The following is a 16,615-nucleotide window of genomic DNA, read 5'->3' on the forward strand; positions in this document are numbered from 1 at the left end:
AAAAACTAGTTAAAAGAATCCAATCGATCATTAAAGGAGTGAAAAGCAAGTGGCGATGAATGAAAAAATGGAAGCTCAGCATATGGAACTAGCAAAAAACTCAGCACCTAATCCTTCATGGTTAGATAAGCTGTTTCATTTAACCGAACGTAAAACAGATGTCAAAACAGAAATTCTTGCGGGAATTACTACTTTTGTGACGATGAGCTATATTATCTTTGTTAATCCGACGATTTTAGCAGACGCAGGCATTCCAAAAGAAGCGGCAATTGCGGCAACGATTTTTGCTACTGTCTTTGCAACTCTTTTATTTGCACTGTGGGCGAACATGCCTATTGCAGTAGCACCCGGAATGGGGCTAAACGCTTTTTTTACGTATACAGTAGTATTGGGTGAAGGGTTAACGTGGCAAACAGGTTTAGGAGCCGTATTTATTTCAGGGGTTGTGTTTTTTATTTTAACGATAACAGGCTTGCGCAAGAAGATTATTGAAGGGATACCCGCTATTTTAAAAAGTGCTATTTCCGTTGGAATCGGTCTATTTATTGCTTTTATCGGTTTTAAGCAAGCTGGAATTATTGTAAGCAACAAAGAAAATTTAGTAGCGCTTGGACAACTTACAAAACCGGGTCCATTACTTGCTTTATTAGGTTTTATCGCAGTAACTGTATTAACTGCTCGAAAAATCAAAGGAGCTGCTCTGATTAGTATTTTACTGATATCAATTACGGGGATGGTGCTGGGCATAGTAGAAGCACCTAAAAGCATCAGCAGCGTTGTGTCGTTTTCAATGCCGAACATGTCAGAAACTTTTTTACAAATGGATATTAAATCTGCTCTTCATTACGGTCTTTTCTCTATTATTTTTTCATTTACACTTGTGGAGCTATTCGATAATTTAGGATCAATGATTGGATTATCTAAAAAAGCTGGATTAATGGATGAAAAAGGAGAAATTAAAGGGTTAGATAAAGCGCTTATGGCAGATTCTCTTGCGACTGTAGCCAGTGCTGCTATGGGATCTACCGCAATGAACGCGTATGTAGAAAACGCTGCGGGAATTGCAGAAGGAGGCAAAACGGGCCTTAAAGCACTGGTCGTTGCCATATTGTTTTTAGTGAGTCTTTTATTTACGCCATTAATTAGTATTATTCCTTCTTTTGCTACAGCGCCTATTTTAATTATGGTTGGTGCTCTTATGTTAACAGAAATCAAAAACATTCCTTTAGATGAGATAACAGATGCTGTGCCTGCTTTTTGTACCATTATTTTGATGCCGTTAACGTTTAGTATCGGCGAAGGCTTAGCGCTAGGGTTTTTATCTTATACATTCGTTAAATTGTTAGCCGGCAGGGCGAAGGAAATCCACTGGATTATGTATATGATTAGCGCCGCTTTTATTATCAACTTCGTTTGGGCTGCTTGAGCGCATATATCTAGAGCAAAAAAGACTTCTCAGCTGAGAAGTCTTTTTACTGTTCATGTAAATTTTAATTGCTCTTTCCTTACAGGAATAAAAGGTAGCGAAGAAAGATATATAACGTTGAAATCAAAAGAGATACAAGCATAATTGGAGCTCCAATTTTCAAAAAATCCATAAAAGAAAATTTATGTCCTTTTTTTACAGCCATGCCAGCTACAATGACGTTGGCAGATGCTCCAATTAACGTACCGTTTCCTCCCAAACATGCTCCTAGAGCCAATGACCACCATAGTACATTGATTTGAGCAGAATCAGGGCTCATTCCCATTCCATGAGCCATATCTTGAATAAGTGGAATCATTGTAGCAACAAAAGGAATGTTATCAATAACAGCTGAAGCAATTCCGCTAATCCACAAAATCAGATAAGCTGACAGTGCGATATTGCCGTCTGTAACGTTTAACGCGCCAGCAGCCAGCTTTTTAATAATGCCTACATCAATTAAGCCTCCGACAAGAACAAACAAACCTGCGAAGAAAATAATCGTTGTCCATTCAACAGAATCAAATGCGCTTTCTACTTCATCATGAGTTCTTAATCCAATTACCAGTAGTACAGCAGCACCTGTAATGGCTACCATAGCCGCATCAATGTGCAAAACAGAATGCAGGGTAAAACCTAGAATCGTTAATACTAATACAGTTAACGATTTTTTCATTAAAACAGAATCTTGAATATAATCTTTTTCATTTAAACTCATTAGCTCTTGCTTTTTACTATCTTCTACTTTTAACTTTTTACGATAGATAAGAACAAGAATCCCCAGTGTAACAACACCGATAATCAGTACTGCAGGAGCTAAATTTAATAAAAAAGCATTAAAATCAAGGTGAGGGTTCGCTGCCCCAATCATGATATTAGGCGGGTCGCCTATTAAAGTTGCCGTTCCTCCAATATTTGAAAACAGCACTTCTGATATAAGAAACGGAAAAGGGTTAATGTTTAAGATAGTAGTAATCGAAAATGTAACGGGAACGATTAATAACACGGTTGTCACATTGTCTAAAAAAGCTGATCCGACGCCTGTTAAAATCGATAAAATAACTAGAATTCGAACCGGATCACCTTTAGCAATTTTAGCAGACTTGATGGCTGCGTATTGAAACACACCCGTTTTATTTGTAATGCCGACTAAAATCATCATACCCATAAGAAGGACAATTGTTTCCCACTGAATGTGTTCGGTAATAGCATTATTAAAATCAACAATGCCTAACAAAATCATTAATATGGCACCTAAAAGAGCTGCTGAAGCGCGATTGATCTTTTCAGTCATAATCAGAAAATATGTAATGATAAATATAATAATGGCTGCGTATACATGAAAACTTGTAATGTGTTGAATTGCATTGTGCATAACTGTAACCTGGCGATATGTCATCTAGACGTCGCGAAGTGTAGATGACGTAAACTTTGGATGTTTTCCAGGTTTTCACCTCATCTTTCATCATTTAATTTACATCCAACTTTACGGTGAAACTTCTATAAAATCCGCTTTCCTTTAACCAACCTCCTTTAAAAGCTTTGGTGTTCTTTAAAATAAAGACGATTCCTTCAGCATTATATCATATTTACATAAAAGCTTTCTTGCTAATTATTCATGTGATTTTCAACCCACACGCTTATTATGCACCTTAAATTCAGTTTGCATAATTGATTCCTCTAAAATTGGACAAAGTTAGACAAAGTTGGAACAGTGTCCAATTTTGTCTAACTTTATGAGAGCAAATAAAACAATGGATTGCTAAGATATAGCGGTTTTCATGTTGGCACGGTACTTGCAAGAATAGTTAAGTGAAGGCTAGAAATCAAATGAGGAGGCTTACCATAATGAAAACTGCTCAAAATAAAACAGAAAAGCTTACGAAAGAAAAAGCCAGCTGGATGTATCAGAAAATGGCAGAAATTCGAAAGTTTGAAGATGAAGTACATCAAATTTTTGCAAAAGGGGTACTGCCTGGTTTTGTTCATCTGTATGCAGGTGAAGAAGCGGTAGCGGTTGGAATGTGCGCTCATCTTAATGACAGTGACAGTATTACGAGCACTCATCGGGGACACGGTCATTGTATTGCTAAAGGCGGCGATTTAGATGGAATGATGGCTGAACTATTTGGGAAGGTAACCGGGTTAGGCAAAGGAAAAGGCGGATCTATGCATATCGCGGATTTAGATAAAGGAATTTTAGGAGCAAATGGAATTGTAGGAGGAGGCTTTCCGCTTGCATGCGGTTCTGCTTTAACTGCTAAGTATAAAAAGACAAAAGATGTAAGCGTTTGCTTTTTTGGAGACGGAGCGGGCAATGAAGGAACGTTTCATGAAGGAATTAACTTAGCAGCCATTTGGAAACTGCCTGTTGTTTTTGTTGCTGAGAATAATGGCTACGGAGAGGCAACTCCCTTTTCTTATGCTTCAAGCTGCAGCACGATTGCAGATCGTGCCGCATCTTATAACATTCCAGGCGTACGAGTGGATGGAAAAGACGTAATGGCCGTTTATGAAGCAGCTGCAGAAGCTATTCAACGAGCTCGCAGAGGGGAAGGCCCAACGTTAATTGAATGTGTAACGTATCGAAATTACGGGCATTTCGAAGGCGACGCACAAACGTATAAATCAGGCAGTGAAAAGAAAGAACATCTCCAGGAAAAAGATGCTATTGCTCTTTTTGAAAACTATTTGCTTTCAGAACAAGTAGTAACAGAAAAAGAGCTCAGAGATATTGAAGGTGATGTAGAAAAAGCAGTAAAACGCGCGGTTGAGCTAGCAGAAACAAGCGATTATCCTGATGCTTCCGAACTACTAACAGATGTTTATGTATCTTACTAATTAAAGGGGGAAAAGAAGATGACTAGAAAATTAAGTATGTCTGAAGCTATCAATGAAGCAATGAAACTAGCGATGCGAAAAGATGAGAATGTGATTCTGCTCGGAGAAGATGTAGCCGGTGGAGCGGAAATTGACCACCTGCAAGACGATGAAGCGTGGGGCGGGGTCCTTGGAGTTACGAAAGGGCTTGTGCAAGAATTTGGACGTGAACGAATTCTTGATACGCCTATTTCAGAAGCAGCTTATATAGGAGCTGCAATGGGAGCCGCAGCCACAGGGTTAAGACCGGTTGCAGAATTAATGTTTAACGACTTTATTGGCTGCTGCTTGGACCAAGTGCTGAATCAAGGCGCAAAATTTAGATACATGTTCGGAGGAAAAGCAGAAGTGCCGGTTACAATTCGAACGACTCATGGAGCTGGATTTAGAGCTGCAGCTCAGCATTCTCAGAGCTTGTACGCTTTGTTCACTAGCATTCCTGGCATTAAAGTAGTGGTGCCTTCTAACCCTTACGATGCAAAAGGCTTGTTATTAGCAGCAATTGAAGACAATGATCCGGTTATCTTTTTTGAAGACAAAACATTGTACAACATGAAAGGTGAGGTTCCTGAAGGCTACTATACGATTCCATTAGGAAAAGCGGACGTGAAACGCGAAGGAACGGATTTAACTATTGTAGCGATTGGCAAACAAGTAAATACTGCACTTACAGCAGCAGATCAATTATCTCACAAAGGAATTGACGTAGAAGTAGTGGATCCGCGAAGTCTATCCCCTTTTGACGAGGAGACGATTCTTTCTTCTGTAGAAAAAACGAATCGATTAATTGTTATTGACGAAGCCAACCCAAGATGCAGCATAGCAACAGACATTGCTGCGCTAGTTGCTGATAAAGGATTTGACATGCTTGATGCACCTATTAAACGAATTACAGCGCCACATACACCTGTGCCATTTTCACCTCCATTAGAAGATATTTATCTGCCAACACCGCAAAAAGTAATTGAAGTTGTATCGGAGTTGCTCGGAGATAAATCGCTTTTAAGCGTGTAAGTAAAGAGAAAGGAGGAGGAAGCAAATGGCTGCAGAGGTTGTAATGCCAAAACTAGGTATGGCAATGAAAGAAGGAACCGTTTCGACATGGAATAAAAAAGTTGGAGACTCCGTTTCAAAAGGAGATATGATTGCAAGCATTAATTCTGAAAAAATAGAAATGGAAATTGAAGCTCCGCAGGACGGTGTGATTCTTGATATTCTTGTGCAAGAAGATGTAGGGGTGCCTCCTGGAACGATTATCTGTTATGTTGGAAAGCCAAACGAGCAGCTTACTGAGCAAAACAGTTCAGCAAATGAGCTCCAGGTTCCCAAAAACGAGGTAGCCGCCACTATTTCTTTAGAAGAGCCGCCAGCAAACGCAGCTTCATCAAAGAAGAGCAAAGAAACTGTGCGCATTTCACCAATTGCACGGAAAATAGCCGAATCTGAAAACATTGATATTGAAATGATTAAAGGAACGGGACCAAAAGGAAGAATCACAAAAGCGGATGTAGAGAAAGTGCTGACAGAAAAAGCTTCAGAAACAAGTCATCCACCAGCTGAAATAGATGAAGCTGCAAAAAAAGAAACGCTTCCAGTAGCTGGCATGAGGAAAGTCATTGCAGGCCGAATGCATAATAGCTTATTAAACAGTGCTCAATTAACGATTAATATGAAAGCTGACGTGACGGATTTGCTGTCTCTTCAACGAGAAATTAAAGAAGTGATTCAACAACGTCATAGTGTAAAAATATCTCTAACCGATTTTATTGCTCGTGCTGTTGTTCTTTCACTTCAAGAACACAAGCAAATGAACAGTGCCTATATCGATAACGAAATTCATCTCTATAATCATGTTCACCTTGGAATGGCCGTGGCTTTAGAAAATGGGTTAGTTGTTCCTGTTGTGCAACATGCTGAAAAAATGCCGTTAGTTGAATTAGCTGCAGAGATTAAAACACGAGCAGCGGATGCTCGGCAAGGTCAACTGAGCACTGATAGGATGCAAGGCTCAACATTCACTATTACTAATCTGGGTGCTTACGGAGTAGAGTATTTTACACCTGTATTAAATCCGCCTGAAACAGGAATCCTTGGAGTTGGAGCTACTGAAGATGTACCTATGTATAAAGAAGACGATTTACAAAGAAGAAACGTGCTGCCTTTAAGCCTGACGTTTGATCATCGCGTACTGGACGGGGCACCTGCAGCTAATTTTCTTGGAACTATTAAACAATACTTAGAGCAACCTATTTTACTACTCTTATAGAAAGGTGGTGCATTCCGTGAAACCTTTAGTTGTCATTGGCGGCGGTCCTGCAGGATATGTGGCGGCAATCACTGCCGCCCGGCAAGGAAAACAAGTTACGTTAATCGAACAAAAAGATTTAGGTGGAACATGTTTAAATGAGGGCTGCATGCCAACAAAGTCATTATTAGCAAGCGCGGAAGCCTATGAGAAAATTAAGCAAGCTGAGCAATTCGGCATCACTCTTCCTTTGGAACAAGTGAAAATTAACTGGGGTGGGGTTCAGCATCATAAAACAGCCATTGTTAAAAAACTGGTGCAGGGAATTGGCTATTTGATGAAAAAGAACAGTATTAAAGTCATAAAAGGAGAAGCTTCCTTTTTGACAAATCATCGCCTAGCCGTGCAAAACGAAAATCACGTAGATGAGATAGAGGCTGAACAGTTTATTATTGCTGCAGGTTCAGAACCTGCTAGTCTGCCATTTGCACCTTTTGATGGAAAGTGGATTATTCACAGTGGACAAGCAATGTCACTGTCTGCTATCCCTTCATCTCTTTTAATAGTAGGAGGAGGGGTAATTGGTTGTGAATTTGCAAGCATTTACAGTCAAATGGGAACAAAAGTAACGATTGTGGAAGCGGCAGATCAGCTGCTTCCTGGTGAAGATGCCGATATCGCCTTTACGTTACAGGAAGAGTTAGAGAAAAAAGGCGTAGCGATTTACACATCCGCTTCGCTAACAGAAATGCAGCCAGAAGATAAAACAGCTCTATTTAAACATAAAGAAGAGCTACACGAACTGCAATCTGACTATGCATTAATTTCAATTGGGAGAAAGCCTAGAGTGCTAGATTTAGGTTTAGAAAAGATTGGCGTACATTTCTCAAAACAAGGAATTGATGTTAATGAGCATATGCAAACGAATATACCTAATATCTATGCTTGTGGAGATGTAGTTGGCGGAATTCAGCTTGCTCATGTAGCCTTTCATGAAGGCACAGTTGCTGCTTTACACGCATGTGGAAAAGATAAGAACGTAAATTATCGAGCTGTACCACGCTGCATCTATACTCACCCTGAAATTGCAAGTGTCGGTATGACAGAAAAACAGGCCCGAGAAAAATACGGCGATATTCGCGTCGGAGAATTTTCGTTTACGGCAAACGGCAAAGCGATGATTGCAAATGATCCGGTTGGAAAAGTGAAGATAATAGTAGAACCGCAGTTTAATGAAATTATTGGGCTCTCCATTGTAGGTGCACATGCTACAGAATTAATTGGACAAGGAACCATCATGCTGCACGGAGAGTTGACCACGGATGTAATGGAAGACTTTATCGCTGCTCATCCTACATTATCCGAAGCAATTCATGAAGCTCTTTTGCATTCAACGGGTCAGGCCGTTCACTCATGATTATACAAGTGCTCAAGTTATTAAGCTCTTTAAGGATGAAAAGTAAAAATGAATGATTTAAAAAGTAAACTAGAGGATGAAGGAATCATGGTAGAGGTATAGGGATTTTCCTGCATCCTCGTCTAGTTTTTCTATTAATTTTTACATAACGTGAGCTTAAGAATCTATCTTTGATAATGATAACGTTTTCTTTGTGATTTATAATAATAGTAACAAGCCTTGATTTACTATATTCAATCAAGTTTATAGGGGAGAGGTAAGAAATGGAATCTACACTTTCTTTAAACACATGGAAACGTTTTGTAAACGAAGGGGCACTTGAATCGTCAAGGTTAAACGACATTATTGTAAAATCATGGCATCGTTGTAAAAGCGCAGATGTTAACCCTTACCTAGATAAAGGCAGATCGATTTTAAGAAACGAAGATTTTCATTCTCGAAAACAAATGAATTCTTTATTTCTCGAAACGGCTTTGCCGCACTTAGAAAGAATAAGACAATCAGCGGCAGATTTAGGAATGGTTGCTCTATTAATTGACCCAGAAGGCTATATTTTATCTATTACAGGAAATAGACTTACACTGAATGAAGCAAGAAAAATTAATTTTGTGGAAGGTGCTTGTTGGACAGAGAAAGAAGTAGGAACAAATGCAATCGGTACGGCTCTGCAAACGGAAGAACCCATTATGATAACAGGTACAGAACATTATTCGATTGCTTCGCATCAATGGAGCTGTTCGGCGGCGCCTGTTCGAAATGACGACGGAAATTTAATTGGGGTTATTAATATTTCTTGTCCCGTAAACAGAGCTCATCCTTATATGCTTGGAATGGTTACGTCCATTGCGTATACAATCGAACGGGAGTTAAGCATTCGAATGCACAAAGACGAAATTGAGGTGGTTCATGCTTCTATGAATTTTGTCGATAGCAAGCAGCTCTTGCTGCTTTGCAATTACAAAGAAATGATTGTAGGAGCAAGTAAGACCGTTCGGGAATGTATACCTAAATGGTCAGGCCAAAAGTTGAATACGATTGTACAACAGGGATTTCGTATAGTGATGGAAGTGCCTGTAATTTCAAAAAGACACGGTCATTCTATTGGAAAGATTGTTTACTTATCAGAAGAAACGATTCATAACCAAACAACTAAACAGATCTCTGCTCAATCATTTTGTTTTAAAGGAGAAGCAGGCATAAGCCGATCCTTTCAGCGAACACTAGAAGAAATAAAGCATGCGGCTCCTACGGATACAACGGTCTATATTTTAGGGGAAACAGGCACTGGAAAAGAAGTAGTGGCGAGAACGATTCATGAAAACAGTTCGCGTAAAAACGGACCTTTTATTGCTCTTAATTGTGGTGCCATTCCGAAGGAACTTATGGAAAGTGAATTATTTGGCTATGCGGAAGGAGCCTTTACAGGAGCGCGGCGTCAAGGATATCAAGGGAAGTTTGAACAGGCTAATCATGGTACGATTTTCCTTGATGAAATAGGTGAACTTCCTCATTCTATGCAAGTTTCTTTGTTAAGAGTATTGCAAGAGCGCAAGGTCACGCCTGTGGGAAGCAATCAGGAAATTCCGGTAGACATCCGGATTATTACCGCTACTCATCGAGATCTTCGCCAACTTGTCAATGAAGGGAAGTTTCGAGAAGATTTATACTACCGGCTTCACGTGTACCCCGTGCATCTTCCGCCTTTACGGGAAAGAAAAGAAGATATTCCGCATCTTATGCGGTACTTTTGTCAAACGAATGATTGGAATATGAATTTCCCCAAGGAATTAGTGGATAAATTGATAGATTACCAGTGGCCCGGAAACATTCGAGAATTATTTAATGTACTTGAACGCTTGAAGATTTCGCTAAACACCGACACAAAAAAAGAGACAATATTGAATTATTTGGGTTCTTTAAACCTCGGTGGTCAGAGGAACCTTTCTCACTCTGATACTTCACAAGAAATACAAGAAAACGATTTTACGTCCTTACCCGCACTCACATTTCGTGAAAAAGTTCAAAAAGACTTAATGATGGATGCTTTACGCAAAACTCAGGGAAATGTGTCACTGGCCGCTAAGCTGTTAGATATACCACGAAGTACATTTTATAACAGATTAAAAAAATTCAATTTGTAAGCTGAGAGTTTTTAACTGTTTTAAATTTAGAAGAAGTAAAAAAATGAACCATTGATTGATCAAGATTTTTGATTAGTGGTTCGTTTTTTTTGTTATGGTAAGCGTAGGTTCGATTTGTTTAAGTTCTTCTAGCAGTTGATTGGAGGGCAAGACAAAGACTCCTGCGGGAACAGCGGAACAGGTGAGACACCACAGGAGCATATGCGACGAGGAGGCTCAGCGCCCGCCCGCGGAAAGCGAAGTCTTGCACGGAAATCAACTGCCGTGTCATAAGCAGTTCAGCTCATGTATCCTATTTGTTCGTCTTTAGATTGAATTGATTTCGTTATATCTCAATTTTTTTAAATTTAATGAGGAATGTACGTATATTTTATTATCAGATTATTCTGTACTATATACAGTATATTGTATACAATATATAATCTAATCAATATCTAATTAACAAAACCAGAGGTGATGAGTGAATGACAGACAAACAGTTTAGAAATGTACAAGACGGAACAAAAGCGGTATGGGCAGGAGAAAAAGAATCGCTTGCTTATAATGCCACTCAAGTTCCCGTCGTCTTCAGCGTAGCTTATAATTATGATGATGTAGACGAATGGCAAGAAGTTGCGTTAGGAAACAAACCAGGCTATACGTATAATCGCATGAGCAATCCTACGGTTAAAGCTTTTGAAGAAAAAGTAAGGATACTCGAAGAAGCAGAAGAAGCGGTCGCATTCTCCTCCGGAATGGCGGCTATTAGCAGCACATTATACACGTTTTTAAAACCCGGAGACCGAGTCGTATCGGTAAAAGATACATATGGGGGAACAAACAAAATCTTCACTGAGTTTCTTCCTAACATTGGAGTGGATGTAACCTTATGTAATACGGGAAATCATGAAGAAATTGAAGCGGAAGTAAATAAAGGATGTAAAGTGCTGTATTTAGAATCTCCTACAAATCCTACGATGAAAATTATTGATATTGAAAGAATAGCGAAAGCAGGAAAATCGGTAGGGGCAGTGGTCATTATTGATAATACGTTTGCGACACCAATTAACCAAAACCCTCTTCAATTAGGAGTAGATCTTGTCATTCACAGTGCCACAAAATTTTTAAGCGGACATGCGGATGCCTTAGGAGGAGTAGTATGCGGCTCTAAAGAATTAATGCAGCATGTGTATCACTACCGTGAAATCAATGGCGCGACCATGGACCCCATGTCAGCGTATCTTATTTTAAGAGGAATGAAGACGTTAAAATTACGTATACGTCAACAAGAACGAAGCGCTTTGGAAATTGCTAAATTTCTTCAAAAGAAAGAAGCTGTTGAAGCCGTCTATTATCCTGGATTGGAAACACACCCTCATCATCATATTGCCAAAAAACAAATGAAAGGCTTTGGTGGAATATTAAGCTTTGTGTTAAAAGGAGAAATGGAAGCTATTAAAATTTTGCTGCCAAAGTTAACGTATGCAAATAAAGCCGGTAATTTAGGAGCAGTTGAAACGATTTACGGTCCGGCAAGAACGACTAGTCACGTAGAATGTACGCTTGAAGAACGTAAAGCTCTTGGAATATCCGAAGGACTGGTTCGCATATCTGTAGGAATTGAAGATACGGAAGATTTAATTGCAGACTTAGAACAAGCATTTGCTCACTTAGAATCTGCATCACCTATTAGTAATTAAAAAGACATGTATTACTTTTTAAATAAAAATAAGGTAAGCAACTCTTTTTAGTTGGTAGACGTTTCTTCAAAATTGCAGAGATATTGTGGAATAAAGCTGAGAAATTAAACTGCACGTGTATTTTTTCGTCTGATTTTGTAGGTATACTGATAAATTAGATGAAATAAAAATGTTTTTACACGCTTTAAAAATAAACTAACTTACAATAGCCTACAAATAAGGAATGATAGTATGTCGAAACAAGAAAATGAATACACAATAAAAGATGCATCATTGTTTGGATTTAAATTAATGCAGGTAAGTAAAGCCATCTGGCGAGCTGCAGAAGATGATTGGGAGCAATGGGTGAAACCTTATGGTCTGAATGTAAATGAGCATCATATTTTATGTTTGGCTAGCAGCACGGGAGAAATCTCTATGTCAGAGTTAGCTAACTTAGGCGCTATGCATATCTCTACAGCATTTAATTTTTCGAAAAAATTAGAAAATCAAGGATGCCTTCATTTATCCAAAAGGGAAAATGATAAAAGAAATACCTACATCAAACTGACTGAAAAGGGAGAACAATTATTGCTTGACACGCTCAAAGGATATGAACCACATAACAGTAAGGTGTGCAAAGGCGCACTTCCTTTAAAAACGTTATACGGAAAATTTCCCGATTTTCCAGAGCTCGTAACCGTTGTTCGTCACGTTTGCGGCGGCGACCTAGTGACCGTTGCTGATCAACCTTTTGTGAATATAGAAGAAGCGGGAATAGAAGAAAATGAAGATAAGAAAGAAGTCCAGCTAACTAGTAATTGAACGCGCTGAATAATGGGCAGAGAATAGGGCTTCGTGAAAATAAGTGAATAACAGACCGAGCTGTTTTATCCGTGAGAAACTTCACGTATAAAACAGCTCTTTTTTATTTTGTGAATAATGATTCTCCATTATATTATGAGAAATTTAGGATAAGCTACCAGTAGTAAATTTATCAGAGAGAAGGAGTGGTTACCATGAATAAGTCAGACTCAATTTCTGTTTTTCAGCTGATCCTTCTTTCGATGACGTTTATTGGCTTAAAAACTCATGTGATGCTTATATCTCCATTAATTAAAACGGCAGGGCGCGATGCTTGGGTCACTGTTCTTCTTACTTGTCTTTTAACACTCATATGGGTTCCTTTACTTGTATATGTAAATAAAAAAACAAACGGCGAACATCTTTTTCAATGGATGAAAAAACATATGAATAAGTCATTTACCAACGTTGTTATTTTTCTTATAATCGCTTATTTGACCATTATGGAAATTGCCACCTTACGAGAGACGATTACGTGGATCAATATTATTTTTCTTCAGCGAACACCTTTAATTATACTCGTTTTATTATTTGGTTTTACCTGTTGCTTACTTGCCGCTACGAGCATGAGAACGATTAGTATTGTAAACGTGTTTCTTTTATTTTTTATTGTACTATTAGGTTTTTTTGTTTCTTTTACAAACTTTCAATTTAAAGATTATTCTTTATTGCAGCCTGTTTTAGAAAATGGCTATTTTCCGGTTATTAAAAGTATTGTATTTCAAGGATCAGGGATGGTAGAGCTGCTGCTGCTGCTTTTTTTGCAGCACAAAGTACCGCAGCCTATACGCTATAAGCATTTAGCGGTGGCAGGAATTCTCTTAACGGGCCTTACAATTGGGCCTCTTATTGGGGCAATTACTGAATTTGGTCCTGTAGAAGCCTCTAAGCAACGTTTCCCTCCCTATGAAGAATGGGGAATTGCATCACTTGGAAAGTTTATAGAGCATATTGACTTTTTATCTATTTATCAGTGGCTGTCGGGTACCTTCATCCGCATTTCGACCTTTCTTTTTATTATGAAAGAATTAGTTCCATTTCAAAAAGGCCACAAAAGGTTTCTTTTACTCATTTTAGTGGTTATCACTGTATGCACGCTGGCTCCTATAACAGACTTTACTTTTTCAAATCTTTTATTTTTTACAATCATACCGGCTACTTTCTGGCTGTTTGTTGCTTTTTCTCTTTTCTTAGTAGTCATAGTCTTTCTAATTTCTCATAAAACAAGGAGGGATAAAAGTGGAATTTTTTAAGAAGCAAAAAGACTACAGCTCTAAAAAACAAGAGAGCGAAAGTCTTTTAAAAGAAAGTTCTTCTCGTTCTCAGATCATCAATGAGCGTACGTTAAGAGATTTATTTGGAAAATGCGGCGATATTAACTTCGAGACCGTTTATTTTTATAACAAACGAGTGCTTATGATTTATTGTACCGGTTTAGTGAGTACGGAAATGCTATATGGAATGATCCCTAAAAGATTAGAGGAATGCTGCGCTAAGCTAGAGGGGGAAGTAGAAGGAGACAAGATCATAAAATTATTAAACCTTCCCTCAGTTTCTATCGTTCAAAATGAAGAACAGGCAGTTTCAGAAATTTTTTCCGGGAAATTATTCATTGATTTTGGATTACCACACGCTGTTGTGTCTATCGATATTTCTGACCGTCCTCAAAGAAGTCCAGAAGAAACGAAAAATGAAGTAACCATATTGGGACCTAGAGATAATTTTATTGAAGACTTACCTGTGAATATTGCTTTAATTCGCAAGCGTCTTAAATCGGTTTCCTTGTTAACAAAATCTTTAGAAATTGGAAAACGAACAAAAACAAAAGTAAGCATTTTATACATGGAAGACGTAGCGGACAAGAAGATACTTGACGAAATTATGGAGAAGTTAGCGAATATTGATATAGACGGTATTTTCAGCGGAACACAGCTAGAAGAGCTCATTAATAAAAATCCGTATAGTTTTTTTCCTCGCCACGCTTATACAGGGAGACCTGATTTTGCGGTTCAATCTCTGTTAAATGGCCGGTTCATTATATTAATTGATGGAACTTCATATGCGTATGTTACACCCATTAACCTTTTTTACTTATTAAAAGGATCTGAGGATAAAGAAAATACATATTTATACAGCTCTTTTGAGCGTGTTCTTCGAATCTTCGGGCTTTCTATCGCTGCTTTTTTGCCCGGTTTTTGGGTTGCAATGACGGCTTTTCATCAAAATCAGCTTCCGCTCAGCCTATTAGCTACGGTTGTTGAAGCAAGAAGAGGTGTCCCGTTTCCTACCTCTCTTGAGGCCATATTAATGCTTCTTTTATTTGAATTGTTTCGAGAGGCAGGATTTAGACTCCCGACTTCTGTCGGGCAGACACTCAGTGTAATCGGAGGGCTTATTATCGGTGATGCAGCCATTAGAGCCGGTTTAACAAGTCCTGCCATGCTTGTTGTTATTGCAGGCTCTACGATTGCTACGTTTACACTAGCAAATCAGTCCCTTATAGGAACCATTTCACTGATCCGCTTTTTTAGTATTATCTGTGTCAGCATTTTAGGTTTTTTTGGGTTTTTTATTTCCATCTTTTTAGTCATGATCTATATTACAAACATTCGTACATTTGGTGTGCCATATTTCGAATTAGCAACCCGACTAGACGCGAAAAACATTTTAAAATCTCTCTTCCGCCTGCCCGAAAGTAAAAAAGCTACAAGAGCTAGTATGCTTAACCCAAGCGATTCCACCCGCGAAGAAGGAGGAAGTTAGTGAAAAGAACCATAAGGAACTTACTTATACTTTTTATGAGCTCTTTTTTATTGTTTCTTTCGGGGTGCTGGGATACGAATGAACCGGAACAAATGGTATACGCACAGGGAATGGGGGTAGATTTTAAAGATAATCGTTACGTTCTCTACCTGCAGACAATCAATTTAAGTTTATTGGCAAAATCCGAGGCAAGCGGTGCTGGCGCTGGTCAAGTCAAAGTAGAAGTTGGCTATGCAACAGGAAAAACCATTGATGAAGCTATTTTTAGGTATTATCAAATTTCCCAGCGCAGAATCTTTTTTGGGCACTTAGCTTTCCTTGTTTTAACGGACGATGCATTAAAGCATGGCGCTGTTAAATCTGCGGTGGATTTTTTAGATCGTTATCGGGAAACGAGATACAACATCTGGATGTATGCTACAAAAAGCCCTTTGAAAAAAACGTTGTTAGCTACCCCTATGTTCGAAGTATCTAACGCTCTTTCTCGCTTGAGCGATCCTAAAGTGATTTTTAAGCAAAACTCATTTATTCCACCAATTGATTTAAGAGAGCTTATTATCCATCTTAACGAACCAAGTCACGAAGTAAACATTCCTTTAGTTGAGACTAAAGAACATTTAACAACGGATCAAAAAAGAGAAACAGCTATTCAAGTAAACGGAGCAGTGGTTATTACATCATCTGAATTAAAAGGAGTTTTTTCTGAGAATAAAATCAAAGGGCTCAGATGGATAAGCGATGAATTTGTACGAGCTGGTTTACGGGTAAGGCTGCCTGATCAATCCGATATTGACCTTGTAGTAGACAAGAAAAAAGTAAAAATTGAACCTGTTATAAAAGGTAGTAATCTAACATTTAATATAAAAGTTCGGGCAAAAGCAACGATTTTAGTTATGCCGCAGCACGAAAAATTATCGACTATAAAAAAAGAAGCTGAACAGAAAATTAAGAAACAAATCATTGAAACGTATGCGCAAGGCTTAAGTATAAACAGCGATGTTTACAAGCTTTCTCATGTTCTTTATAAAAAAGAACTGCGTAAATGGAAAGCTGTTCAAAGCAACGGGGCAATTCCTTTAACAAAAGACTCAATACACGTGAAGGTCAACGTACAGGTTAAGCACGGAAACAAACAGCGAATAGGTCCAACTGTAGATTAAAATACTGAAAACCTGCATACCT

Annotated in this window: 13 protein-coding genes; 12 read left to right on the forward strand and 1 reads right to left on the reverse strand. The window is 38.5% G+C overall.

All coding sequences use genetic code 11. From position 1 onward, the window contains the following. The first annotated feature begins 49 nt into the window (after positions 1–49). Positions 50–1,426, forward strand: coding sequence for an NCS2 family permease (locus tag ACOZIR_RS18620; RefSeq protein WP_045289505.1), 1,377 nt, complete (start codon positions 50–52; stop codon positions 1,424–1,426). 79 nt (positions 1,427–1,505) lie between these two features. On the opposite strand, the gene ACOZIR_RS18625 is transcribed toward ACOZIR_RS18620, so the two are convergent. Continuing rightward, on the reverse strand, positions 1,506–2,840 hold the full coding sequence (locus ACOZIR_RS18625; protein WP_029714724.1) for an ArsB/NhaD family transporter: 1,335 nt from the start codon (positions 2,838–2,840) through the stop codon (positions 1,506–1,508). Positions 2,841–3,313: 473 nt separating this feature from the next. On the opposite strand from ACOZIR_RS18625, the gene ACOZIR_RS18630 reads away from it, so the two are divergent. From ACOZIR_RS18630 to ACOZIR_RS18680, 11 genes are all read left to right on the forward strand, one after another. Beyond that, positions 3,314–4,306, forward strand: a complete 993-nt coding sequence (locus tag ACOZIR_RS18630) for a thiamine pyrophosphate-dependent dehydrogenase E1 component subunit alpha (protein WP_045289503.1) — start codon at positions 3,314–3,316, stop codon at positions 4,304–4,306. 18 nt (positions 4,307–4,324) lie between these two features. Next, positions 4,325–5,359, forward strand: a complete 1,035-nt coding sequence (locus ACOZIR_RS18635; protein WP_013082775.1) for an alpha-ketoacid dehydrogenase subunit beta — start codon at positions 4,325–4,327, stop codon at positions 5,357–5,359. 25 nt (positions 5,360–5,384) lie between these two features. After that, positions 5,385–6,611, forward strand: a complete 1,227-nt coding sequence (locus ACOZIR_RS18640; protein ID WP_045289500.1) for a dihydrolipoamide acetyltransferase family protein — start codon at positions 5,385–5,387, stop codon at positions 6,609–6,611. 16 nt (positions 6,612–6,627) lie between these two features. Beyond that, complete coding sequence (lpdA, locus tag ACOZIR_RS18645) at positions 6,628–8,007, forward strand: dihydrolipoyl dehydrogenase (RefSeq protein WP_421535748.1); 1,380 nt, start codon at positions 6,628–6,630, stop codon at positions 8,005–8,007. 263 nt (positions 8,008–8,270) lie between these two features. After that, positions 8,271–10,148 (forward strand): sigma-54-dependent Fis family transcriptional regulator, encoded by a 1,878-nt coding sequence (locus tag ACOZIR_RS18650; protein WP_328120958.1) that lies wholly within the window; start codon positions 8,271–8,273, stop codon positions 10,146–10,148. Positions 10,149–10,283: 135 nt separating this feature from the next. Next, entirely contained in the window at positions 10,284–10,421 is a 138-nt protein-coding gene (locus ACOZIR_RS18655) for a hypothetical protein (protein ID WP_328120971.1), read from the forward strand. Between the two features lie 191 nt (positions 10,422–10,612). Next, positions 10,613–11,827, forward strand: a complete 1,215-nt coding sequence (locus ACOZIR_RS18660; RefSeq protein WP_045289493.1) for a cystathionine gamma-synthase family protein — start codon at positions 10,613–10,615, stop codon at positions 11,825–11,827. Between the two features lie 231 nt (positions 11,828–12,058). Continuing rightward, positions 12,059–12,631 carry an HTH-type transcriptional regulator Hpr gene (locus ACOZIR_RS18665; RefSeq protein ID WP_033578720.1) on the forward strand — a complete coding sequence of 191 codons (573 nt, stop codon included), beginning with the start codon at positions 12,059–12,061 and terminating at the stop codon, positions 12,629–12,631. Positions 12,632–12,825: 194 nt separating this feature from the next. Next, complete coding sequence (locus ACOZIR_RS18670) at positions 12,826–13,923, forward strand: endospore germination permease (protein WP_045289486.1); 1,098 nt, start codon at positions 12,826–12,828, stop codon at positions 13,921–13,923. After that, positions 13,910–15,433 (forward strand): spore germination protein, encoded by a 1,524-nt coding sequence (locus ACOZIR_RS18675; protein ID WP_310879160.1) that lies wholly within the window; start codon positions 13,910–13,912, stop codon positions 15,431–15,433. The genes ACOZIR_RS18670 and ACOZIR_RS18675 overlap by 14 nt, the downstream gene beginning before the upstream one ends. After that, on the forward strand, positions 15,433–16,593 hold the full coding sequence (locus ACOZIR_RS18680) for a Ger(x)C family spore germination protein (protein ID WP_340141400.1): 1,161 nt from the start codon (positions 15,433–15,435) through the stop codon (positions 16,591–16,593). The genes ACOZIR_RS18675 and ACOZIR_RS18680 overlap by 1 nt, the downstream gene beginning before the upstream one ends. The last annotated feature ends 22 nt before the right edge of the window (positions 16,594–16,615 follow it).

The sequence above is a fragment of the Priestia sp. D3YE.R1 genome, from assembly GCF_049199565.1.
GTDB classification, from domain to species: domain Bacteria; phylum Bacillota; class Bacilli; order Bacillales; family Bacillaceae_H; genus Priestia; species Priestia aryabhattai.